The sequence below is a fragment of the Zophobihabitans entericus genome (assembly GCF_011745665.1).
Taxonomy (GTDB): domain Bacteria; phylum Pseudomonadota; class Gammaproteobacteria; order Enterobacterales; family Orbaceae; genus Zophobihabitans; species Zophobihabitans entericus.
This window is the reverse complement of record NZ_CP050253.1, coordinates 1,274,169-1,299,751: the sequence shown is the minus strand read 5'-3', so window position 1 is coordinate 1,299,751 and position 25,583 is coordinate 1,274,169. Positions and strand designations below refer to the sequence as shown.

At 42.0% G+C, this 25,583-nt stretch carries 13 protein-coding genes; 2 read left to right on the top strand and 11 right to left on the bottom strand.

Annotated features, from left to right (window positions below):
- Positions 1–214 precede the first annotated feature (214 nt).
- Together IPMB12_RS05800 and IPMB12_RS05795 are read right to left on the bottom strand one after the other, a co-directional pair.
- Positions 215–8,389, bottom strand: coding sequence for an SdrD B-like domain-containing protein (locus IPMB12_RS05800; protein ID WP_166915849.1), 8,175 nt, complete (start codon positions 8,387–8,389; stop codon positions 215–217).
- Positions 8,389–12,156 carry a hypothetical protein gene (locus IPMB12_RS05795; protein WP_166915847.1) on the bottom strand — a complete coding sequence of 1,256 codons (3,768 nt, stop codon included), beginning with the start codon at positions 12,154–12,156 and terminating at the stop codon, positions 8,389–8,391. The genes IPMB12_RS05800 and IPMB12_RS05795 overlap by 1 nt, the downstream gene beginning before the upstream one ends.
- A gap of 793 nt (positions 12,157–12,949) precedes the next feature.
- Between IPMB12_RS05795 and ilvY the strand changes: the two genes are divergently transcribed.
- Together ilvY and IPMB12_RS05785 are read left to right on the top strand one after the other, a co-directional pair.
- On the top strand, positions 12,950–13,828 hold the full coding sequence (ilvY, locus tag IPMB12_RS05790; RefSeq protein ID WP_166915845.1) for an HTH-type transcriptional activator IlvY: 879 nt from the start codon (positions 12,950–12,952) through the stop codon (positions 13,826–13,828).
- 52 nt (positions 13,829–13,880) lie between these two features.
- Positions 13,881–16,013: a 3-hydroxybutyrate oligomer hydrolase family protein gene (locus IPMB12_RS05785; RefSeq protein WP_166915843.1), complete on the top strand. Its 2,133-nt coding sequence runs from the start codon at positions 13,881–13,883 to the stop codon at positions 16,011–16,013.
- Between the two features lie 519 nt (positions 16,014–16,532).
- Here IPMB12_RS05785 and dusC read toward each other — a convergent pair.
- From dusC to corA, 9 genes are all read right to left on the bottom strand, one after another.
- Entirely contained in the window at positions 16,533–17,504 is a 972-nt protein-coding gene (gene dusC, locus IPMB12_RS05780) for a tRNA dihydrouridine(16) synthase DusC (protein WP_166915841.1), read from the bottom strand.
- The gene (locus IPMB12_RS05775) at positions 17,492–18,241 is read right to left on the bottom strand and encodes a molybdopterin-synthase adenylyltransferase MoeB (protein WP_166915839.1); all 750 of its coding nucleotides are present in this window, start codon (positions 18,239–18,241) and stop codon (positions 17,492–17,494) included. The genes dusC and IPMB12_RS05775 overlap by 13 nt, the downstream gene beginning before the upstream one ends.
- Positions 18,242–18,446: 205 nt before the next feature.
- Complete coding sequence (locus tag IPMB12_RS05770) at positions 18,447–19,769, bottom strand: MmgE/PrpD family protein (RefSeq protein WP_166915837.1); 1,323 nt, start codon at positions 19,767–19,769, stop codon at positions 18,447–18,449.
- A gap of 36 nt (positions 19,770–19,805) precedes the next feature.
- Entirely contained in the window at positions 19,806–20,558 is a 753-nt protein-coding gene (locus IPMB12_RS05765) for an amino acid ABC transporter ATP-binding protein (protein WP_166915835.1), read from the bottom strand.
- Positions 20,559–20,583: 25 nt separating this feature from the next.
- Positions 20,584–21,258 (bottom strand): amino acid ABC transporter permease, encoded by a 675-nt coding sequence (locus tag IPMB12_RS05760; RefSeq protein WP_166915833.1) that lies wholly within the window; start codon positions 21,256–21,258, stop codon positions 20,584–20,586.
- Between the two features lie 57 nt (positions 21,259–21,315).
- Positions 21,316–22,116, bottom strand: a complete 801-nt coding sequence (locus tag IPMB12_RS05755; RefSeq protein ID WP_166915831.1) for an amino acid ABC transporter substrate-binding protein — start codon at positions 22,114–22,116, stop codon at positions 21,316–21,318.
- Positions 22,113–22,634: a GNAT family N-acetyltransferase gene (locus IPMB12_RS05750; protein WP_166915829.1), complete on the bottom strand. Its 522-nt coding sequence runs from the start codon at positions 22,632–22,634 to the stop codon at positions 22,113–22,115. Before IPMB12_RS05750 ends, IPMB12_RS05755 begins: the two co-directional genes overlap by 4 nt.
- Entirely contained in the window at positions 22,631–24,004 is a 1,374-nt protein-coding gene (gene purB / locus IPMB12_RS05745; protein ID WP_166915827.1) for an adenylosuccinate lyase, read from the bottom strand. Before purB ends, IPMB12_RS05750 begins: the two co-directional genes overlap by 4 nt.
- A gap of 218 nt (positions 24,005–24,222) precedes the next feature.
- Positions 24,223–25,167 (bottom strand): magnesium/cobalt transporter CorA, encoded by a 945-nt coding sequence (gene corA, locus IPMB12_RS05740; RefSeq protein WP_166915811.1) that lies wholly within the window; start codon positions 25,165–25,167, stop codon positions 24,223–24,225.
- Positions 25,168–25,583: the final 416 nt, after the last annotated feature.

Here is a 25,583-nt window from a genome sequence, read left to right as displayed (position 1 = left end):
TAGGGCAAAACAATAAAAAATGGGAATGTAAAAAAACCTTAAATAAATTTTTTCTGCTTAGCACCTCCTTTCATCTCATTAATGACCAAGCTTGTAACTCAGTCATGACCTTGCAATAATTAGCCTGATAAAAGCTAATATTTTTTATATATAATCAAAAGATTATAAAAATCAGGCTACCGGCATCTCTACCAGTAGCCTGAAGGAGGGTTTATTACTTCTCTTCGACCTTAAAGTCTATCTTACTCGGCAGACCCGGCGACAGTCTCACTACCTGCGGGTTACGCCCTTTCACACGATACCCTTCCGGTAAACTTCTCGGGTCAAGCTTCAGCACAAAGTTCGTGCCACGCTCCCAGCGTCCGCCATCCACACCCGTTAAGTGATAACGACCCTGACTGTCTGTCGTAATGATTTCACCCCGTGCCGTCACCAGTTTCACTCCACCAATGCCTTCTTCACCAGCGTCCTGCACACCATTGCCATTGCGGTCAACATACACCTTACCGAAGATAAGCGCATCATTGAACAGCGGGTCACTCGTCACCGTCACCGTCGCCTGCGACGTGTTCGATGCCGTGTTTCCTGTGCGGTCCAGTGCCGTCGCCACGTTGGTGTATTCACCCTGCGTCACACCCGCACCCACAACAAGCATATAGCTTAAGGTACGTTTACTTGGCACACCACTCACCGCACCACTGCCGCCAATGTCCATCGGACCAAAGTATACCGGACGTGCACCTGTCGGGTCAGCGATTTTCACACCGTCCAGACGGGCAGACCCATCCACATACTTAAAGCCGGCCGGAATCAGGTCTTTAATTGTCACGTTAAACGCCGTCGTCGCTTTGTTGTTCTCAATCGTAATCGTGTAAGGCACGATATCACCCACCACCACGTTGTCTTTCAGCACCGTTTTGTGGATAGTTAAATCACCACCCGCCGCACGATAACCAAAGTGCAGGTCTGTTGAGGCAATCTCATTATTCGGTGCACTGCTAATCGCTGCAACGACCGTATGGGTCTCTGCCGTCACATCCACCGTACTCGATACCGGTGAAGACAAGCTGACCGCCCCGACTTCGGAGTCATAACTCGGCTCCATCTCCGCCAGACGACAACCACTGTTCGCCGCCGAACCAAACCTGGTCTGTAACTTATAATCCACTGACGGGTCTAAGTTACGCAGACTGAACTCACCACTGCTGCTCGTTGTAATCGTGATGGCATTACCACTGCTGTCCAGTACCGGACTGTGGGTCATATCCAGTAAGGATAATTCCACCACTTCCACCCCATCAGACGACGGGTCAAAGCTGCCGGTGGCATTGGCGTCATGTAATACCACACCTGACAGCACACCACCCTGTACGTAACCAAAGTGCTGGTTCGTCAGCGTACTGCCGCCTACTGTAATGGTCGCTTTGTCTTTATCGGCATTTGGCACCAGACTGGTCGCACTGAATGCATTATCCGGGTCAAAGCTGGCTTTAAACGTTGACGGAACACCCGTGACGGTGACGGTCCAGCTGCCCGGCAGTAAGCCCGTGGCACTGTAATCCGTACTGCCGCTGGCAATCGTTCTGCTCACCGCCGGCACGCTGCCACTACCGTGAGTTAACGTCACCGTTAAGGCACTGCCCACATCGCTGTCCACGCTGCTGCTGTAACTGCCGTTATCATCCGCATCCCAGAACACATTACCACTGATACCGCCCGCACCCTTCCAGCCGAAGTGACTGTCAGTCGCACTGGTTGCCGTGGCCGCTAAGGTATACGTACGCGACATCTTCGCGGCCGTATTCACCACCGCACCCGCGGTCACACCGCTGTCGGTACTTTCTGTCGCAAAGCTGTTGATGTAATCACTCGCCGGCGATAACACTTCAACAATATAGGCCACACCATCACTTAACCCCGTGAAGCTGTATGCACCACTGCTGACTGCCTGCGTTGACACTAATGTACTACCCACATACAGGTTCACACTGTAACCCGGGTAGAAGCCTGTTGTATCAATCGCGATATCAGAGGCGGTGACCGTTGCCGCTGCCGGTGGTAACGGGTCCTGGTCATCCACATCTATCACAACCTGTCCGCTGATAGACGCTGCCGCTCTCACACCAAAGCTTACCGTCGCACCGCGTACCGCTGCACGTGCTGCCGCCGTTGGATTAATCTCCACCTCAGCGCCGTTTACCACCACCGTTGCCGTCTCACCAAACAGGTCAGTGATATAGCTGTAGCTGATATTCGCCGGTAAGGTCGCGGTATCTAATTCCACCGTCCACAGACCACTTGGTAAGTTCTCAATCTTGTACTCACCATCGGCCACGGTCACATTCGAGTAACGAATCAGACTGCCCTGCGTCGCTTTCACGCGCACACCGGCCATCTTATCATCCACCGCGGCATGGCGAGTTCCCTCACCACCCAGGTCACGGTAAATGTAACCTGCTAAACTGCCGTTACTCTTGTAACCAAAGTCCTGAGTCGAAAGTACTGTCGCCGGGGTTGCTACCGCTAAATCCACCGTACTGACCGTGGTGCCCAGTGGGTCAAAGCTCACCACATGACCGGCAAAGTCTGTTGAACTGCTCGTATCCACCGTCACTTTATACGTATGAGCAGACAGACCCGTGAACTCATAGTAACCTGACGCATCCGTCGTCGTGGTACGGCTCACAAAGCCCGCTGTGGCCGAGCCCAGTGTCACCGTCGCTGAGGCCACTGGCGTATCTGTCCCTGTTACCGCATTGCCCCCGTCACTTGGGTCCATATCTATCACGATATACCCGCTGATTTTAGCCGACCCTTTATAGCCCGCTTCAATACCAGTAAACGTCGTATCAGTCGCTGTAATCGCCACACTCAGTGGTAAACCACTTGTCCCTGTCACGGTCGTACCCGCACTGCTCTTCACAAAGCCCAGTGTGTAATCTGACCAGTTTGCTACCGTCTGCGTTGCCGCCGTTGTCAGTGACCAGTTGCCAATTGGCAGGTTATCAAAGCTGAACTTACCGTCTGTATCCGTGGTGGCCGTTTTTGTCACCAGCACACTGTTAATCGTCGCACTCAGCGTCACATCCACGCCCGCAAACACATCATCTGCACCCGACACATACGCATTATTGCCGTCCACGTCAATGATGAATTGACCGCTCACACTGCCGTTATATTGGTAAGCCGTGCTGCTACCTGTACTGTCTGTCACCAGACCATCATAAGTAAACGTATCAGTATTATTTGCAATACTGCCAGCGCCAGAATCCGCTATCAGTGACGTTCCTGCAAGGACAGTTGACGTACCGTCAACAACAACCTGATAATCTGTCCCTTTCGGTAATGAACTGAACAGATACTGACCAGTTGTGGCAGGACTGGTCCCTGTTGTCATGGATTTAAGCAGAGAGTAATTGCTTGCGCCCGGGGCTTTATAGTTCAGATTGACCGTCACACCATCAAGCAGCTCTGAAGTACCCTGAACTAAATCACCGTCAGCATCAATCCACACTTTACCGTCAATGTTCAGTTTACCGATGACTAAATAATTATTATTTTCAGATCCTGCTTTTACCAGTGCCGGAACATTAATAATGATATCCGTTGCTGCAGATCCTGCTGTACTTTGTTTAAATGCATAGTCAGTAATACTACTCATATCAATTTTGACTGAGTAATCAATACCATAAAGTAAATTAGGGAACGCATAAGCACCTGTTGTGGATGCTGTTGCTGAGTTGATCGCAGTACCTGCTGCATTTAATCCTTCATATAATTCTACTTTTGCACCACTTAATGGATGATCATTACCATCAAAAGTCATTGAAGTATTATCATTAGCAAAGTCTACACGCACTTCACCTGTAATCCCGACAATACTCGATTCTTTATAGAAGAAGTTATTATTACTGCTACCGCTACCACTTAATGCAATACTGCTAATCGTATCAAATGGTGTTGTCCCTGCTGAGTTACTACTTAACGCAAAACCGCTCACAGAACTACTCACCATAACAGTATAAGTACCATTTGGCAGGTTATAGAATTGGTATTTTCCACCAGCATCAGTATATTGACGAGCGACTTCTACATTACTACTGTCATAAAGAGAGATCATTACCGATGCACTGATTGGCGTAGTCGTTCCATCTTGATACGCAAAACCTGAAATACCACTATTTTGCGCTGCCGGATTACTAATCCCCCCAGAAGGATTGCTATTTGAGTTACCTGCTAATAAGAATGACTGGCTAGTTACAGATACTGCAGTTGAACCAATCGAAATCTTGTCTAAGACATCACTTGTTTTACTGCCAACAGTATTGGTATTAGAAATAACACCATAACCAGTACCCGGGATCACTTTAACAAAGTAATCAGTATCTAAATCAAGTTTAGGAAATTGATAATAACCTTTAGCATTAGTGACTGTTGTTGCAACTGGAGTTCCTGTCGCTGCTGTTTTATATAATTCAACAGTAAGACCTGATAATGCAAGGTCTCCCATCTTATTATAGTCAATATCAATCACACCGTTATTATTCATATCCAGCATGACATAACCAGAAATTGAAGCATCACCAATTTTGTTATAGATGAAGTCAACATCTGACTCATTCGGATTACCACTACTAATTGTGATATTTGCTGCTTTTTCTGGTGATAGTAACTCATATTTGGCTGTATTTAGACCAACTGGGGTTACTTTAACATCATATAAACCATCAAATAAGTTATTGAATTTGTAATCACCATGAGAATCTGTAATCACGTAAGAGATTAACGTGCTAGTGCCTGCTGCATACAACTCGACTCGTACTCCACTAATCTCTTCATCAATGCCTGATTCATAAGTCGCATTACCATTAATATCATAGAAAAGTTTTCCTGATATCGTTGATGGCGTAACCATTTTCACTAAATAGTATTGATCTGGCGCACCTGTTAGTGTCGGAGTCACTTGCATGAAACTTAGATCATTTTTAATAGTAGAAGATAAATAGTTCCCTTTGGCTTGACCACTATTAGCAATAATTTCATATTTAGCAGGTAAGTTTTTAAGTTGTGCTAAATAGTTAGTTATATATAACTTACCGGTATTTGAATGCTGTGAATTAGCAGCATTAAATACAAATCTATTGGTACTTGCTACATTTGTATCAATAAAGTCAGGCGATGCTAATACCGCTGCCTCACCATAAGTATAATTAGGATATAAACGTGGAGTATAGAAACCTTCTAAAGTTGTACCCACAAGTTCTGAGGCTGGTAATAAGACAGATGAACCATCTTTTACACCTGAACCAGCGACGTCAAGATAGATACTACCTGATAAGCCCTCAGTTGCACCTTTAACAACTCCCTCTGTTGCAACCATAAAGTAACGAGGTTGTGTACCAAGACCATCAGAAATAGTACCACTTGCATCAACAGAGAACTCAATTACACCCACTGCTGATGAGGTATCAGGGTCTGCAATCGGCATCACTAAGCTAGTACTGCCAATGTACTCAATTTTATATTTACCCTCAGGTAAATTTTGAATTGGGTAGTTACTCCAGAATAATAATCCAAAATTTGCCCAAAGTTGATAACTGGCCCCATCATGATAATAAAGTGCAAACTGACCCCAGTTACGCTCTCTTTCTGTACCACCGCTACTGCCAAGAGAACGATCACCATTGATATCATTCCATGCGACAATATGATAATCACCCTGAGCATTACCTTTCATCAAGAATTCGGCTTTAAATGGTGCATCACCTGCACTGAAAACAATTGGATAGAACGCTTTTTGTGAAGAGTTGGTTAGCGCTGTTGAATCTGCTCTATAAGGCTTAAGGATATAATCCACGCCATCTAAAATACCACCTGATACATCTGATGATTTAATCTCATAAGCACCATTTCTGAGAGTTTTAGGTGTTGTAAACACAACTGAAGGATTACCCGGTACACAATCCGCTTCATTGGTTGTTTGGCATAATAAAAGTTCTACGCCCCAGAACGAAAAGTCATTCGTACCATTAGATAATGCTGTTTGTAGGATGTTATCATTATATAGACTATCCAGATACACATTACCTTTAATAATATGTTCAGTATTGGTATTACTATACCAAACATCATTAGTCGAAGAGTTAACACCACCAGTAACCGTCGTTGTCACCCAGTTATTAGTCGTTCCCATACTGTTGCCACTGAGCACGAAATCCGCTGAGTTAATATTACTATTGGTAGTAATTGCTTCAACCACAATACGATAATCACCATCAGGTAGATTTGTGAAATTATAGATACCATTAGTATCAGTACCCATACGAGAGACAGTAACATAACCAGACGCACTCAAGCGATCTAAGCGAATTTGTGCTGAGTAAATAGCAATATCATCACTGCTTACATAGGTATTATCACCGTTTTTATCAAAGTAAACTCGACCACTCACATTATTCACGTTTGCTGGAGCAAAACTCAGTGAAAAGACATCTTCTGAAGAACCACCTGGTCGAGCATAAAAATAAGTCGATGTTGTAACTGCAACCGCTGTCACATCTGGAACGATATCTTTAATAACATATAAAGCTGCATGATCAGTTTGTATTGAAACATAAGTATTCGTGGCATATGGTGAAGCCAAAGTACGATAAACATACTGTGGTACTGGCGTGCCATTACTTTTTAGTGCAGGAGTAAGCCCATCTTCTTCATAGACCTTAGCCGTAAAATAGCCCGCCATTGATACAGCCACAACCCCATTACTATTACCACCCCACGTCGAGATACCATTAATAGTCTTGAAAGTACTTATACCTGTAACGTTGGTTGCTTTTATCTCTGAATACCAGAAGTTTTGACTTGTTTTAGTTGACGTTAGATTAACAAAAACAATCTCTTTACCTTTGATTTGTTCTGTTGCACTTGAAGATAAGGTCACAGAACGATAAGTTGATTTCCCATCTGTATCACCAATAAAGGTATATAAAGAAGTATTAATACCTGACTCACTAATTTGAACTTTATAATCGCCACCAGATACTAATCCTTTAAAACTATAGCTACCATTAGTATTAGAGGTTAAAGTTGAAACGGCATTCCAGCTTGTGCCATCATGTTTTAATAGTGTTACAGGCGTTGCAAAACGAACGCCGCTTGTTGTTGGAGATGAGTTTCCTGCAGCACCACTATCAGGACCTCTGACCGGTTTTTGCGTTGCATCAAATGCAAACACATAACCAGAAATGCCAGGAAGTGTTGTATCAGAACTTGATACTTGAATCAGATAGTTAAATGCAAGAGGGTTACCACTTGTTAAACTCACAGAAAAATTTTGTTCCGCCGTAATGCCAGAAATAAATTCCCACGGAGACGCCATATTTAATACTTTAGCGGTATAGTCACCTAGTGGTAAATTTTCAAATTGATATTCACCTTTATCATTCGTCGTTTTAGTCGTTTGACCTACAACAGGCGTTGTTGTACCACGATAATATAAAGCAACCTGAAAACCTGCTACACCGGTATCAATACCAAAGCCATATGAACCATTACCGTCCTGATCGACTGCAACAAGACCATTCGCGCCCCATTCATTACGTTCACGTGCATTGAATGTGACGTTTTGTGCAGTGCCTGACATAGTTAGATTGACATTATCTGCCAGAACTTCGGTCCCGTTTAGAGAGGTACTCCAAAGGGCATAGTTTTTACCGCTGTTAGAAGTATTACTAATAAAGTCATCTGCATCAGTAGAAATAGTATAAGTCTCACCTTGTAGCGTATTCCTTAAGTACACATACCCGGTTGTACTGCTTGGGTAAGAAAAACCACTCAGACTTGGTGCAGAAACAGAGACAGGAATATCTTTTAACACAACAGTCGTTGGTTTTGTACTCTGTACCAGAATAGAAATATCACCACCATTTCCTTTTAAGAACAAGTTTTGGCCTGAAACACCACTCGCACTTGGAATAGTAACCGAAAGATCTATTGTTTCACTATTGGCTGTTGACGCTTTAACTTTATAAGTATTACTCGTTAAAATTTGTGTTGAATTAAAAGAATAACTACCATCAGCAGCTGTTGTCGTTGTTAATGGTGTAGCTAAAGGAGCACCACTACTTGTTAAAACCTCAACAGTAATGCCTGATAATGGAGCATTTGGACTACTACCCGTATTATCATAATCCAGATAAACCTTTCCTGAAATTGGTGCTGCACTAGCAGTACCAATAGCCATCATTCCTAATAAAAATGCACTTAGTGTTTGCCGTATTCGTGTGCTGATATTTTTATCTTTTCGCATCACAGTCTCTCTCACTTTATTCTCTTTCAATATGTTGTTTTCGTATTTTGATGTGTAATCTTTAAGTTTGTTTTTCATCATCAAAAACTCCCTACCACATTGATAAACCAGCCTTTCGCATCATAGTTCAGACGCGTTAAATCATCATTGTATTCCGTGAAGTTATAACCAATACCTATCTTGGCATTGTCACCTAAGTTACGGTAGATACTCGTCACGATACCGTCCTTATGGTCATCCGCTAAACTCGTTCTGAGCGTGCGGTACTCCACCTGATATTCAAAGTCAGCGTAGTTAAAGTTCACACGCGCAGCATATAAACTTGCACCGGAAGAGAACCACTCACTCTCGCCTTTATAGCGCAGGTAACCTTCTCTGTGCGCCGCCTTAAACGCGGTTTCCCAGTACTGGTTGAACTCGTACACACCCTCAAGGGCAAACACCCAGCTCTTCTGGTCATACTGACTGCTGTAGTAACTGGTCGTCCCGCTGCTGCCGGTATTGGCAATCAGCTGGTCTTCCGGATCAACACCACGAATGTACGTCACCTTACCAAACAGGTTCAGGTTGTTAATCTCCATCGGACGATACGCAAAGCCCACTGCAGCTTCGGTGAAGTCATTCACCACGTCATTGCTGCCGGTCGTTTTAGCAATATCAAACTGACCTAACCAGCTGAAGTTTTCACTCACTATCGTCTTGGCACGGTTGGTGGACACCCACTGTTTCACCGTCTCACCATTGCCCCGCTCCCAGCGGTACTCTAACTTGTTACGGATTTGGAACCAGTCATTCTTGAAGCCGTAGCCGAGCAAATACACATCACGTTTGGTGTCGTTGTTACCGGTGAGTGTGGTTGAACCGGAGTTACGGTAATTGACCTGCCCAGTACTGTAAGACGCATCAATATACTGACTGTCCGTTGGTTTAAACTTCACCCCATACACATCTGACGTGGAACGTTGTGTGTTTTGACTCTTGAACTGACGCTCACTGTAGATATCCATCTGTGAGGTCGCTTTGACATTGGTACCCACTGTCGTGGTAATCCCGCGACCCGCATTGGAGTCGATATCATTCATCACTTTGGTGTACACGCTGGCACGTTCGTTCATGTCCCACGCGGCGGATACACCACCACCGGCACCACGGTTACTGCCAAATACTTCCGCACCAATATTCAGGCTGTCAGTGATTTGGGATTGATAACCGACCGTCGTTTTGTTGTTGTCTGAGACATCACCGCGTTTATCAAGCGTAACCTGTTGAATGATGTAAGCCTTATCTCGACCTTCAAACAGCTCCGTTTCTAACTTCACGGCAGCCAGACTTTCTCTTGTCTCACCAGCACCGTTGTAGCTGTTCTCACGGCGGTCTTGTAACTCAACTGCCCCTTTCAGACTTTCACCTAAACTCGCGAAATACTGCGCACGGGCAATCTTTTCAAGGTGTAAGGTTTTCTCTTCTTCGCGCGTATAACTCAGTAAGAACCCACTCTTATCCTGTTCAAAGTCATAACGAACTTCTGCACCCCATTCCTCAAGGTCGTTGTCACGCGCGGTCGAGAACGATGAGAAGCCCTGTTGCTTCATGGAGTAGTAACCTTTGAATTTCAGCGGCACTTCACTCTCAAAGTATTCATTAAAGTCGGCTTCCTGCTCAATACGCCATGCCGCCCCTTTGGTGTTATCCCCTAAGCTCACTTTACTGAAGCCTAAACCACCATTGCTGGAGACATAGATATCATTGCTGCTCGCATCTGACGTCGCGTATTCCACATGGGTATGCGTGCCTTGTAGCGGACGCACAATTAAGTCCACACCCTGTAACTGATACGACTCACCGGTTGCCTGGTCTTCATGCACATAGCTACCGCCCAGACGAATGTAGTCATTCACCCAGCCATACGCCCGCGCACCAAACACTTTCTGCTCTTCCATATCAAAGCCGTCAGAGTAATACTCATAATCGGCCACAAGCCAGACGTTATCGCCGTTCAGTAAGCTGCCGCCGGAGATAATACTGCCACCGGTACCACTGTTCGCGGTCATCGGTAATGGATTAGTCAGTAAGATACGCCCCTGGAAGTTATCAATTTCAAAGTCCACACCTTCCGTTAACGTTTGGATGCTCTTCACGCGTCCCGTGTTCGGGTCACGTAATTCCACGCTTAACTTCAGAGTGCCCTCAGTCACACGCTGATGTTTTAAGAAATAAAGACTACCACCGGTTGAGGAGAACTCATTGTGGCTACCACGGGTATCTCCGGTCGCGCCAAACAGCGCCGCATAACTGCGTGTATCACCGAATTTGGTGGTCGCTTCACTCTCGTGATAAATCTTGGCACCGTACAGGCTGCGGTTAAAGTCAGAAAATGCAGTCCCGGTCATCTGGGTGTTGTAGTTACCCCATAACGCGTAGTTTTTGCCATTCTCCAGCTTCACATAGAATTTACCTTCGGTGTCCACGTCATTCTCAACGGTGGAATCATCACCAAAGATGGGATAGTAGGCATTTGGATCTAACTCACGGGTAAAGCGACGCGGGTCGCGGTCACCAATACGCCCAAATGCATCTTTTAATTTGGTTTCGGTGGTATCTAAGTGGGCGGTAATGCGGTACTCGTCCATGTTACCTTTCAGGTAGAACTGCACGCGACCATCCCAGCTGCCAGTGCCACGGTAGTGATGCGCATCCGCATCTTCGAGAATCATTTTACCGTCGCCGCTGACTTTATTCTGTGCCCAGGTGACTTCTGCCATCCCGACAAAGAAGAAGTCATTGGACTTCTCAATCACTAAACTGTCCTGCTGGGTGTGGCGCTCGCCATTCTCATCCAGCCAGCTCAGGTTAAAATCATACTCACCCGGTGACAGCACCACTTCACGCATGGCACGACCGCGGTTATCCACCATCAGGCGCTCACCGTTCAGCATCACGTCCTGCTTGCCTTCCAGACCGGCCATCTGCACCACAATGGTTCTGTCCTGCGCGGAGGTCACAATGCCCTGCTGCTCTACACGATTGATCCCAAAGCCCGGGATCTCCGCACTGTCGCGTAACTGACCACGCAGTAAAGCGTCATTAGTATTTGTTGCACGGGTAGTTGTTTGCGCTGTAACTGGTTGTTCACTTTTGGCAAAATCAGCATTATTGATCTCGTGTGGTCTGACCTGAATCACGGCACTATTCCAGAACTGCTGTTGCTCTTCTTCTGACATCGCAGATAACTTGGAAAGATCAACCACCTGAACCGTCTGACCATTGATCACACGTTCAGAAAGATAGGGTTTGTCGGCCAGATCACTAAAACGAAAACCCGCTTCTGCATCACGGGTATAGACATCAAAATCTGACTCCTGAGCCTGATTATTCACGCCCAGTGTCTCAAAATAAACGGGAGCAACCCGGTCGCGGCGGCCATTCTCACCTTCCACTTCCAGAATCACTTTATATTGGGTATTAGGCGACAGGGTACCAGTATCAATCTGTCCGGTCCACATCACCGCTTCATAAGGGCTGACATCGTTAAAGCGCAACACTTTTAATGGCTGAACATTATCAGCGTCACTGGCGCGATAGATAGTCAATGCATAACTGGAAATTTTAGTTGGGTAGTTAGAATACACATACAGCCCCATCGGCATGGAGAACACGCCAGCTGACGTTAACGTTAATTTGGGATTGTAAATGCTGAGGTTTAGTTTTTGTTCATTATTGAACTGATCAGTTGTGATCGCCAGCGTTGGCTGTTTAGCCAGCTGAGCGTAGACAACAGAAGAGCCGAATAGAAACAACGTACCCATACCCAGACCGGGAAGGGCTTTCTTCCAGTTTTTATTTTGCATTATTTTTAAACCTATCCATTCTTGCTTTTTTATTGATATTTATTAATATTCACCAAATAAATGATGAAAAAAATCAAATGATTTGGAAATCATTATCTTTCATCACTCGGTGAATAAAAAATCGTTTGTATCGATCAATCGATCTTCTTTATATAGATAAAAACTATTAAAACATTAACCATCGATCGTTTTAACCGTCTTAAATAATTATTCAAACCTGTAGAAAATCAATCCAATACATTAGTTTAATAACAACTAACTTACAATTTCTAACAGCTAAAACAGTAAATGAATAAAAATTGTTAACATAAAAGATGATAAATTAACATTGGCTTACATTCTAAATGTATTTTTTTAAAACGAGAAGACAAAAATACGTTTTTTTATAAAATTAACTTATTGATAAAACTTTATAATTAACAATAAATTTAATTATAATCATAAATTATAATTGAATGCTAAATCCTTACAAATATCAATCTAATAGCCACTTCAGCTGAATAATATTAGAGTTATATTCTGTTTTTAAACACATACTAACTTAGTAAGCACCTTCCTTATAAAATAAAAAATAAAAATATAATTATTTGAAAAATAATAAGTTAATAAAAGAAAAACATATAAAGTAAAAAAGTGAATTTTTTATTACTAATCGTAACTTTTACCTTACAAAATTTTATTTCTGAATATATTTAATACATGACGATTTAAAATTACAGATTATTTCTATTTTATTGCTTTTATCGGCACAAAAATATTATGATGTTGCAAATATTGCAATATTAGGATTGGTATGGATATTCGTGATCTAAAAATATTTTTACATCTATGTGAAAGCCATCATTTTGGCGTTACAGCTAAAGCGATGCATGTCAGCCCTTCTACACTTTCCAGGCAGATTCAGCGACTAGAAGAGATGATCAATAAACCGTTATTCGTTCGTGACAATCGTTCAGTGCAAATCACAGAAGCCGGACAACAATTTAAGCTATTTGCCCAGCAGACTGTCACTAACTATCAACAACTAACACATAGTTTAAAAAAGTCCGATGAACAACTGGCTGGTGAGCTGCGATTATTTTGTTCAGTAACTGCTGCTTATAGCCATTTGCCAGATATTTTAGATCGTTTCCGGGCTCATTACCCGGCAGTAGAAATAAAGTTAACCACCGGTGATGCGGCCGATGCGGTTGAAAAGATCCAGAGTAATGATGCAGACCTGGCTATCGCTGGCAGACCGAAATCATTACCAGCCAGTATTGATTTTGCTAAAATTGGTGAAATTGAAATGGTTCTTTTAATCCCAAAACAACGTGCTAACTTCAGCGATAAACTTCATTTACAGCAGCCAGACTGGGAAAATATCCCTTTTATTCTGCCGGAACATGGTCCAAGCCGTCAGCGTATTGATCTTTGGTTTAAACAACAAAAGATCATCAATCCTAAAATTTATGCCACTGTTGCCGGTCATGAAGCGATCGTATCGATGGTAGGTGTTGGATGTGGCGTAGCGCTCCTGCCTAAAGTAGTAATGGATAATAGTCCAGACAGAATTCGGGAGCGCGTTATCGAATGGACAACTAAATCAGTAGAGCCGTTTGATATCGGTGTTTGCGTTCAGAAAAAACGTTTAGCGGAAAGTATCATCTCCGCATTTTGGGCTTTACTCTAATTAGAGTATAATAGTTAACGTAATGATTAATTTAAACAGTCAGAGATTTTATATGTCAATCAACCAGAAAAATAAACGATCCTCTCTCTTTTTTGCCATCGGTGCTATTTGTGCAGGTATGAGTTTTTCTTCTATTACTTTAGCCAATAATGATCGCCCTATTTTTCAGTCTGAAGCACCCAAAAATTTGAATGTGCAGCCAGCCTGGTTAATCCTGAAAGATCGTTTTGAATATGATGGCGATAAAGATGATCTTGTCACCGCAGGTTATGGATTTTCGAAAATGGTTGTGGCTCTGCCTGAACTAAAATTTGCTAATCCATTAAGTCCTACCATGCATGAGCGCAGACAACTGCGTTTAGGTCGCTATATTAATAGTCATTTGGGTGAAGGATATCTGTATGGTTTCCGTTTTAGCGGTTTAACCCCTCTATTTGATGGTAAAGTTGCCGGAACTGAATTCCTTGCTTATCAGGATGATGGCACAGGTACTGAAAACGTTGCCATGATGTTACAAATCCCGCTGGATTTTGATACTCAAAATCCTTGTATTGTGGCTGTCCCTGCCAGTGATTCTACTTCTTTATATGATGCTAAAGATCTACAAATTCGTGGTTTATGGGGACTCAAAAAGAACTGTGCTGTGGTTTACACTGATAAAGGCCTGGGTAATGGCTTTTTTGATATAACTAACAATAAAGGCTACTTAATTAATGGTCAGACGGAACGTGCGGATTCTGCCCAAAACGATTTACAGTTCAAACCAACATTAGCTGATCGTAATCAGTTTATTGCTAACTATCCGGATCGCTTTGCCGTCAAACAACTCCATTCTCAGCAAAACCCTGAAGCAAAATGGGGGGAATACGTTTTAAAATCGATCGAGTTTGCGTTCTACCAAATCAATGAAGAATTTGCACCAACTCAAGAGATTCGTTTTAATAAAGAGAATACTTTAGTTATCGTGTATGGTGCCAGTGACGGTGGCGGTGCAGCGTTAAAAGCGGGTGAACTGGATGAAAATGGTCTAATCGATGGTATTGTAGCAGTCAATCCTCAGATTCAACCAGAACACGTTATTCCGTTAACACTAAATTATCAGGGGCAAAACATTCCTCTTGAACAAAGATCCCTGATCGATTATGCCACTTACGGAAATCTCTTTATGCCATGTGCAACGATGGCTGTCGGCAAGAATGTTGAAAATCGTGATGCACCATTTACCGAGAAACTGTTCTTCGCTAAAGAACGTTGTCAGTCTCTGTATGAAAAAGGTTTATTAACCTCTGATACGCTGGAAGGACAAGCTAAAGAGTCACTAGATAAACTGCATCAATATGGCTGGACAACAGAGATGGATAAGCAACTGGCTTTCCAATATTTTACTAACTACTCGTCATACGCTTATAAATATATTAGTTCTCTTGGGCGCTATGGTGTGGAAGAAAACCTTTGTGACTATAGCATTGCCAGCGTTGATCAGGAACGCATTATGCATAACGGTAAACTGGCACCTTTAGCGCGTGGTGATTTTGAGTCATTCTGGTCAAAAGGTAATGGTACTATTCCGGTCATCCATAATATTGATATTTCTGCCATCGATCTGGTCAGTAATGTCAGTGAAGAAGGTCCTCGTCGTGAACTTTATACTATGTCACCGAGTACTCATCGTATCGATTATAATCTTGATGGTGCTATCTGCTTAAGAGATTTGGCTATGCAGAAGTCATCACGCGTACAGGAAGGTTTAAATCAGGTTCTGTCTTCCGGTTATTTAAATCATATTACAACTTTTATTGTTCATGGTCGTGATAATTCTCAGGTACTGCCAAATTACTCTGCTCGTCCTTATGTGGCGTTAAATAGCTATGTTGAAGGTTCAGCAAGTAAATTACGCTATTTTGAAATTACCAACAGCAGCTATTTTGAAGCTAAAATTCCATTTGATGATACGCTACTTTCGATTGATTATTATGGTGAATCTGCTGCCGACTGGTTATGGAGTAACTTGACTAAAGGGACATCTTTGCCTGACAGCCAGGTGGTGCATACAGTTCCAAGAGGTGGGCTAAGACCAGGATTTGCACCAGCAGCCACAGAAAAGAATTTCACTCCAATTCTGCAATCACCAAGACCAGCGAATCTTATTCAAGTAAGTGACGGAACCATAACGATTCCCAAGTAATAGTTAATAGAAAAGCGCTGGTTAATCAGCGCTTTTTTATTTGGTGATATAAGTCTGCTTGTGCAGCAGTGAACTATTAAATTCCGAAATTAATATTTTTTTTATATTTCTAAACTGCTTATGCAGCAGTGAACGATAGCTGCTGTAACATTCCCCTTGTTAATTTTTTCTAAACTGCTTATGCAGCAGTGAACGTTTAAACCCTGTCCTCTCCTCTCTTGGAGGATTTCTAAACTGCTTATGCAGCAGTGAACTAGAGCTTAATTTTCTCTAAGGACTGATTTTTAAAGAACGGATATATCTTCCCATTAAATAACCCTTTTTTCCATATCTTAATTATATTCAATAAAATCAAATAATTACAAAATTAAAAATAAAAAGGGTTTGAAGAGGGTTATTGCTCTTATTAGCAGAATATATTTGGACTAATCGTTAGTAGCAAAGAATCAAGGGGATATTTATTCTTACATCACAGCAACAAATATAATTTTCAGTAATAAGATATCCGAATAAAAATAATTATAGTTCTACTCTTTTAGCCAGAGCATCAATCATCTCTTGTTGGGCTTTTAGTGTTCTGATTTCTTGCAATAACGTCACTGCTTGCGGATATTCAACTTTTAAATAAGTAAGCCATTGCTTAATACGAGATGAGTGATAGAAAGGTTTATTTTCCAGATGTTCCTGAGTGGTCTGTGCATAACGATATAGAATAGTTAATACTTTATCCCAGGCTAAACGCTCTTCATTAAGTCGAATAATATTAGCGATATTGGGCAGATTTAGTGCTCCCCTACCGATCATAATGTCCTGACAATGAGTTTCTTGCATACACTGCTGTGCCGCCTGAACTGAGAATATTTCACCATTGGCAATAACCGGAATACTTAGCGTTTGCTGAATTTTACCAATTGTTTGCCAGTCAATGCGATCAGCTCTATATCCGTCTTCTTTAGTTCGCCCGTGAATAGTGATTTCGGTCGCACCGCCTTGTTCAACAGCATCAGCAATTTCATAGCACAGGCTTTTATCATCCCAGCCTAAACGTACTTTAACTGAAACAGGGAACTCTTTAGCCACTGCCTGACGAACAGCCCGGGTTATTTGATAAATAAGCTCTGGCGTTTTTAACAGATACGCCCCACCCTGACTACCGACAACAGTCTTGGCCGGACAACCGGCATTAAGGTCAATCCCAAAAGAACCAAGTTCAATTGCTCTGACAGCATTTGCTGCCAGATGCTCCGGGGACTGACCAAGCAGTTGCACCCGAATAGGTGTACCAGACAAAGTTTTACCCTGAAAACTATCCTGATGTTGTAGTTCCGGACATAAACGATAATAGGTCTTTTTAGGTAGCAATTGATCAGTAACACGGACAAATTCTGTCACGCAATAATCATACTGGTTAACCTGAGTGAGGAGCTCACGCACAGCGCCATCAAGTACCCCTTCCATCGGTGCCAGAATGATTCGATTTACTTGCTGCATACAGGGCAACTCGGGAATTTAGGCAAAGAGAGTTCGTTAAACTGCATGGTGATTGCATCGATAGTTAATAGTCGCCCGAATAGCGGTTGTCCATAATGAGTCAACACTTTAATCACTTCCATCGCCTGCATGGAACCAATCATCCCAACCAGTGGTGACATCACGCCTGCTTCTGCACAGGTTAATTGCTCTTCACCAAACAGTAGGCTTAAGCAGTGATAACAAGGCTCATCCTGCTGATACAAAAACGTACTTAATAACCCTTCCATACGAATAGCTGCGCCAGAAATTAAAGGTGTTTTAGTTTGATAACAAAGCTGGTTTAACTGCAAACGAGTTGCCAAATTATCACAACAATCTAACACAATATCATGCTTTATAATCTGCTCTTTAAGGTCTGAATCATCAAGCATCGTATTGATTTTACTGAACTCTACATAAGGATTGAGCTTTCTTAATGCACTCTCGGCAGAATCGACTTTTAACAGACCAACCGTCTCATCAGTATGTAGAATTTGCCGTTGTAAATTGGTGACAGAAACCGTATCAAAATCTACCAGAGTCAGATGGCCAATACCCGCAGTCACCAGATACGGCGCAGCAGCACAACCAAGTCCGCCCAGACCAATCATCAAAACCGATGAGTCTTTCAGGATTTGTTGTTTATCAATATCGAAATTTTTCAGGTTAATCTGACGGTTATAACGCAGTAATTCCTGATAGCTCAACTCTGCCATAGCTTAACAATAGTCACCATTTAAAGAAATTATTGCCGGGTAATATAACATAAGCGGAGATCGAATCGAACAGGATTATGGATATTCACTTAAAAGGAAGAATGCGGCAAGCCAAGAAAAACAATCAAGAGAAAATCTCGCTACACCTAAAAAAATAAAATATTCAATAAAGTCAAATAATTATATAAATATTATTAAGTGATAACTAAATTAATTCAGCCACTTGTTGCACAAAATGACTCACAGAATTATCCGGTAATTGCTGTAAAATGTGGTAGAACTGCTCTGCTTTATGCTTATCGTTAAGAGCTTGTTCCAGCTTGGCAAACATCTCTTGCTGTGTATAAGGATTTTCCGGACTCCCTTTTGGTTGATTCACCTGATAACTGATAACCTGACCATTTTGTTTTGTTACTTCAATACAGACAAAACGACGACCAGTCGATACCCCGTTACGACGATGTATTTTTTTCATCAAATCGGCTACATCTGATCTGACTTTAACAGGTTTAAAATCAGCGAAACTAACCTGTTTGTTTAATAAAAACAGTGCCGTAATATATTCTGCAGAAAATCGTCCCTGCTCTTCCAGCTCTGGTTTGGTGTAAATCAGTGCTTCGTCACCTTGTGGTGAAAAGATGATATCAATAGAGCGAATATCCGAGACATCAATAGTACTGGCCAGAACCAGAGCAGCATCCGCCACGTAAGAAGCCGCTGAGCAATAAGGATAAGTTTTAAACCACAGACCCGGGCTGACTATCTTCCAGCTCTCACCCCAATGAGATAAATTTAGTTTTGCTTTATCTTTGCCATAAACAGCCAAAAAACCACTTTTAGGATCGAGGAAATCACACTCAGCACTAAGTCCGGCTTTAACCCATTCAACCGCCTGAATCGCATTTTGAGCAGCCATACCAGCGTGCAGAGGTTTAATCGAAGTCCCAAACAATAAGCGTAAACCCGATGCCTGAGTTGCAGCAACAGCCAAAGCCTGAGACATAAAATCATATTGATGCAGATAACAAATGGCTGCAGTCGCGGCGATACCACCAAGGGTTGAAGTGTTATGCCAGCCTTTGACGTAATGTTCAGAACCAACCGCCAGTGCCAGTCTGGCCATCACTTCAATACCAATCACATATGCAGACAAGAAACGTTCACCAGAAATATCTGTTTGTTCCTGCGCAATACTGCTAAACAGCGCTGACAAAATTACCGCTGATGGATGGCCTCTTACCTCAGCATGAACATCGTCATAATCCAGTAAGTGTGCCTGAAAGCCATTAAACAGAGCTGCTTGTCTGGTTGTCGCTTTTTGATTTTGACCAATAAGCCAGAAGTGATTATGACCACCCTCTTGCTCAATCCAATTCAGCAGTTGCTGAACCTGAATTTCATCTTTTGCCTGTAGACTGGAAGAGAAATAATCCATTACACCAGCAAGAGCTGCCGCTTTTACCTTTGGATCAGTTAACGGCTGACTTTGATTAATCAGCGTAATGAGTTCTAAAGTACCGGACATCATAACCTCATAAAATCCATTTAATGAAAAATTAATTATCTAGATACTAAATTCAATTGATTCAGAAAGTTGACGCAGGAATCGTTGAGTTTTCTCATTCTTCGGCGCTTCAATCATCTCATGTGCCGGGCCTTGTTCCACAATCACACCATCCGCCATAAAAATGACTCTATCAGCAACTTTCTTAGCAAATTCCATTTCATGGGTCACAATAATCATAGTGGTATCATCTTTGGCAAGCTGATTAATCACTTGTAACACTTCATGTACACGTTCAGGGTCAAGTGCAGAAGTTGGTTCATCAAATAAGATGACTTTTGGTTTAACTGCTAAAGCACGAGCAATCGCCACGCGTTGCTGCTGACCACCAGATAGTGTCACCGGGTATTGATGTGCCTGCGGTAGTAGTCCAACACGCTCAAGAAGTTCAAAACCAATCTTCTCAGCATCAGCTTTCTTCATTCCCTGAGCCACAATCAATGCCTCTGTGATATTTTCCAGTGCCGTTTTGTTCTTAAACAAGTTGTAATTCTGGAAAACCATCGCTGACTGATGACGTAAGGCTGACTCTTCTTTACGGCTATAGCTAGCCGCATTAAGTGTGACATCATCAATCGTAATCTGCCCTTGATTTGGTTTTTCCAGCAGATTTAAACATCGCAGCAACGTTGATTTACCCGAGCCAGAAGGTCCGATAATGGCAACCACCTCACCTTGTTTAACCTCTAAACTGACATCTGACAGCACCACATTTTGACCAAACTGTTTCACTAAATTTTGTACTTTAATCATGTTCATCTCCTAAATTTAGTGACCATTAACGTCTGTATGGGGCAGTTAATTTGCGTTCTACAATCTTTTGTAACCATGAATAAAGTACCACAACCATCCAGTATACAAGGCCTACGGCTAAATAGGTTTCAAAAAATCGGTATGATTCTGTTGTCAGTAACTTACCAGCCGCAAGGAGTTCCGGCACACCAACAAAGAACGCCACTGACGAATCTTTTAATAACGAGGTAAATGTATTACCTGTTGCCGGCAAAGCATTGATAAATGCTTGTGGTAAAATAATGCGACGATAAAGTTGTGATGTACTAAGTCCAACTGTTAATCCCGCTTCCTTTTGGCCGTGATCCACTGATTCTAAACCAGCTCGAAAAATCTCGGCCAAATAAGCGGAGAACTTTAAACTAAAACAGATAATTGCTGCTGTCATCGCTCCCATTGCAGTAAAACCAGGGAAAATCTTTGGTAAACCGTAATAGATAATAAACAATAAAACCACTGATGGAATGCCACGGAACAGTGAAATATACACAGCCACCAGATAGTTAAGCACGCCTCCTTTTGCTGCAACACGAACTAATGCAATCATCAGACCTAGAACAATGGCAAAGATCATCGAGATGATTGAAATATAAAGCGTCACAGGCAGATAAGGAATTATCTTTGGAAACACGCTTAAAAAGTAACTAAATTGAAAGTCCATATGACTACATCCATTTTATTGTTTACTTATCAGGAACGACTGACAGCAATTTATACTTTATTTAGACGAAATATCTTCGCCATAATATTTGATTGAAATCTTTGAGATCACGCCTTCTGCTGATAATTTTTCAATCGCCTGATTAAACTTAGCGCGTAACTCATCACCATGTGCATTTTTCTCAAACGGATAAGCGACTTCTTCAATCACCAAAGGCTCACCAACAAGTTTAAACGGTAAATTATTACGTTTAATTTCTGCCAAAAGAATTGGTTTTGAGTTCACATACCCATCAACACGGTTATACACTAAATCGTACATCGCACCATCACGGGTTTCGTAAGTACGGATATTCACTTCATTATTTGGAAACGCATTACGTAGCACATTGATATGATTTGAACCCAGTACGCCAGAAATCGTTTTACCAGGTAAATCTTCTAAAGTATTGATGTCCGTATTAGCGGTATTGGTTACCACCTGACTACCGTAGTAGCTATAAGGAATCGTGAAGTTATAGCGTTGTTGACGCGCTTCAGTCACCGCTACAGCATTAGCAACTGTATCTAAACGACCGGCTTCCAGCTGTGCCATTAAACCGCCAAACTCAGCATTAACCCATTCCACTTTGTAACCAAGCTCATTGGCAATGGCTTCTGTTACTTCAACATCAAAACCGACCAGTTTGTCATCTTGTTTAAAGCTATTTGGATAACTTTGCCCGGTTGCGCCAATTTTTAACACCTGAGTCTGTTCTGACTGTGCTGCTGCATTTTCACTACTTTGGTTATCACAGCCGGCTAAAACTAAGCCTACTACACCCATTAACATGACAAGTCCTGTAATCTGCTTTTTCATTTTTTGTTCCTTTTTTGCCAATCTTCATAACGCCCCTGATCAAGCACTTTCTCAAGATAGATGGTTGTATGACCATGTCCTAAATTTGCCTGACCGATTTCCCTATATCCGTGTTGCTTATAAACTTTAATCAACCACGGATGACTTTCTGCTGTACCTAGTGTCACAGCAGGTAACTTTAACTGTTCGATAAGAATGCTTCTCTCTACCCATTCCATTAATAAGCGGCCAAAGCCTTCACCTTTATGTTCAGGATCAGTAGCAAACCAGCCTAAATGAGGCAGTCCATAAGGCCCGGGGTTATTTCCCCATGGAAAACGAATACTTAGCGTAGACATCACTTTGCCACTTTTTTGCACTGCATAAACACCGTTACTATCAATATGCTTTTTGATCGTGTCTAAATCTGCTGTTGCTGCAGCAAAGTGAATTCCCATTTGCTCTACCGACTGATAAGCATCGTGAATAAGGTTGAGATAGAGTTCACTATCAGCCTGAGTTATTTGACGAAAAATCATAAAACATCCTTAGTTAGTAATCCGGTTTTGTCTGCATAATCAATCACAACATCCACCTTTTGTGGCGCACTACCTAAGTAGTTAACCGGGTTTAACCACTCTTCCAGCTCTTCTTTAGTCAAATGCTCAAGCAGTGCCGGATGATTTAAAAGTACTGTTTTAAATGGTGTATCTTGCTCAAAAGCCTGCATTGAACATTCATAAACAATGTGATGAGCGGTTTGTTTACCTAAACGTTTACCCAGCTCAAACATGATTTTTTCTGATAATAATAAGCCATTTTGTAATTCCAGATTTTTGATCATTTGTTTATCATTAACTTTCATGCCTCTTAATACGTTAAGAGTGATTTGTAGCTGTGCAGAAAGATAAATATTCATCTCTGGCAGTGCAATCCATTCGGCTCGCCAGCTCATTGCATCACGCTCATGTTCAACGTTCATTGATTCATGAATCAAAGCAACGCTTTTTAAGATAGGCGGTGTTAAACTTGCTAATCCTTCAAGTGCTGCCGGGTTACGTTTATGCGGCATGGTGGAAGAACCAATTTTTCCTTCTGAGAACGGCTCTTCAATTTCATTGATTTCTGTGCGCATTAAATTGTAGAACTCATTGCCAATTTTACCGACTGTTCCGCTGATTAGAGCGATAACTGACGCATATTCAGAGAAACGATCACGCGCTGACTGCCAGCCAATATTTGGGGTATTTAAACCAAGAATTTCCAGTGTTCTGGCTTCTACTTCTGGTCCTTGTTCACCAAAAGAAGCATAAGTTGAAATCGCACCATTGATATTACCAACCAACACACGATCTTTGATTTCATAGAGACGTTGTAAGTGACGCACAAATTCATCTAACCAGACTGCTAATTTAAAACCAAAAGTGGTTGGCAGTGCCTGCATTCCGTGTGTGCGCCCAACCATTGGCAGGTATTGATACTTTTTAGCTAAACGTTTAAGTTCAATAGCGATGAGTTGTGTATCACGCAGTACAATCTTAAATGCTTCCTGAAGCTGCAATACTGTCCCTGTATCAACGATATCCTGAGTCGTCGCACCATAGTGAATATATTGCCCTGCTTCACCAGCCTGCTTTTGTAGTGCATTAATGGTTGGCATTAAGGAATGTTTTACTCTGGCAACTTCTTTGGCAATTTCAGTAATATCCAGCGCCTGCGCATTTGCAGAGCGGGCAATTTGTTCCGCAGCTTCTTGTGGAATGACACCAAGCTCGCCTTCTGCCTGAGCAAGCGCCACTTCAATTGCGACATGTTTATGTAAACGATTAGTTTCTGACCAGACGTCACGCATTTCCTGCGTACCAAAGTTATTGCCTAAAATCAGAAAATCAATGATATGTGATGCCATATAATCCTCAATCTATTATATTCATTGATAAACCAATATTTATAACGTCTATCAATAGTGAATCTTTAATATGGATTATTAAGCTTTAGTAATAAATTGTCTAATACGGAGTTTTTATATTGTTATAACTAAATGGAATAAGGAGATAAAAAAGCAGAAATTAAAATAAAATCAATAACTTAATAAGTTCAAGTTATTGATTTTATTGAAGAAATTATTTATAACCATTTCTTTATTTTAAAATAGATATAAGGCGCTAAAGCGGCCATCAGCATTAAGGCGATAGCAAAAGGATAACCGTATTTCCAGTGTGTTTCCGGCATGAAGTCAAAGTTCATACCATAAGCAGATGCAACCACTGTTGGCGGCAGGAAGACCACTGACACAACCGAGAAGATTTTAATAATACGGCTTTGCTCGATATTAATGAAACCCATCGCCGCCTGCATTAAGAAGTTTACTTTTTGAAATAAAGATTCGTTATGTGGAATCAGTGATTCAATATCGCGGATAACCTCGCGCGCTTGTTCTAGTTGATCACCAGGCATCTTGGCACGACGAATCAGGTAGTTAAGTGCTCGTTGACTATCCATCAAACACAGACGCACTTTCCAGCCGATATCTTCCAGCTCTGCTAAAGTTGAGATAGCTTCATCATAACCTTCTTGTGCTGAGCCTTTCATGATGACACGACCAAGTTCTTCCAGTTTACTGTAGATATTTTCGATCTCATCAGCAAGCTGTTCAACTTTAGTTTCAAACAGATCGAGTAACACTTCATACGCATTACCATCACTCAGTTTTTGGTAACGGGAACGCATGCGATACAAGCGAAACGCAGGTAACTCACGCTCACGCAGGGTAAACAGGCGATCATCACGGATGGTAAATGCCACAGTTGAGTTACCGGCATGATCCTCGGCATCTTCAAAAAAGAAAAAGGAGTGAATATGGAGCCCGTCTTTGTCTTCGAAAAAACGAGCGGATGCTTCGATATCGTCAAGTTCAATACTGGTAGCGAGGTTCTGGCCGAGGTGTTCATAAACACGATGACGGTCGTCTTCTTCCGGTTCAACTAAATCAATCCAAGTGGCTGATTTTAAATCTTCATCTTCACTCAAGCGTGATAGTTGTCTGTTTTTAAGCTGGAATGCATTAAGCATACTCATTCCCCTTTGTTACTCGTGTTTACTCTATAAGGCTACCTTAAACGAATACAAGCAAAACCCTAAGCTCAGGCTTATATCGCGTTAATAAATAACTAATAAGAAAAGTGGATGTAGACAGTAGGCGACTACGTTTGTTGTCGCGCATTATACATGATGTTTTGAAAAGAGACTAATGCCTTGTGAAAGAGAATTTTTATAACTGAATAATGTGTGTTTATTTCAGGTGTTAGTCTGCTTATGCAGCAGTGAACGGTAGCCAATTTAAGTTTAATATTAATAATCATTTCTAAACTGCTTATACAGCAGTGAACTAGAGTTATATTTTCTCTAAGCATTAGTTTTTAAAGAGCGAGGATATATTTACATTAAATAACCCTTTTTTCTAGCCTTTATTTATCTTTAATAAAATC

Bases quoted from the DNA above. Each gene is read 5' to 3' on its own strand.
- dusC (WP_166915841.1), bottom strand. From the start codon at position 17,504: ATGCAGCAAGTAAATCGAATCATTCTGGCACCGATGGAAGGGGTACTT.
- IPMB12_RS05760 (WP_166915833.1), bottom strand. From the start codon at position 21,258: ATGGACTTTCAATTTAGTTACTTTTTAAGCGTGTTTCCAAAGATAATT.
- IPMB12_RS05785 (WP_166915843.1), top strand. From the start codon at position 13,881: ATGTCAATCAACCAGAAAAATAAACGATCCTCTCTCTTTTTTGCCATC.
- IPMB12_RS05800 (WP_166915849.1), bottom strand. From the start codon at position 8,389: ATGATGAAAAACAAACTTAAAGATTACACATCAAAATACGAAAACAAC.
- IPMB12_RS05750 (WP_166915829.1), bottom strand. From the start codon at position 22,634: ATGATTTTTCGTCAAATAACTCAGGCTGATAGTGAACTCTATCTCAAC.
- IPMB12_RS05775 (WP_166915839.1), bottom strand. From the start codon at position 18,241: ATGGCAGAGTTGAGCTATCAGGAATTACTGCGTTATAACCGTCAGATT.
- IPMB12_RS05755 (WP_166915831.1), bottom strand. From the start codon at position 22,116: ATGAAAAAGCAGATTACAGGACTTGTCATGTTAATGGGTGTAGTAGGC.
- IPMB12_RS05770 (WP_166915837.1), bottom strand. From the start codon at position 19,769: ATGATGTCCGGTACTTTAGAACTCATTACGCTGATTAATCAAAGTCAG.
- purB (WP_166915827.1), bottom strand. From the start codon at position 24,004: ATGGCATCACATATCATTGATTTTCTGATTTTAGGCAATAACTTTGGT.
- IPMB12_RS05795 (WP_166915847.1), bottom strand. From the start codon at position 12,156: ATGCAAAATAAAAACTGGAAGAAAGCCCTTCCCGGTCTGGGTATGGGT.
- ilvY (WP_166915845.1), top strand. From the start codon at position 12,950: ATGGATATTCGTGATCTAAAAATATTTTTACATCTATGTGAAAGCCAT.
- corA (WP_166915811.1), bottom strand. From the start codon at position 25,167: ATGCTTAATGCATTCCAGCTTAAAAACAGACAACTATCACGCTTGAGT.
- IPMB12_RS05765 (WP_166915835.1), bottom strand. From the start codon at position 20,558: ATGATTAAAGTACAAAATTTAGTGAAACAGTTTGGTCAAAATGTGGTG.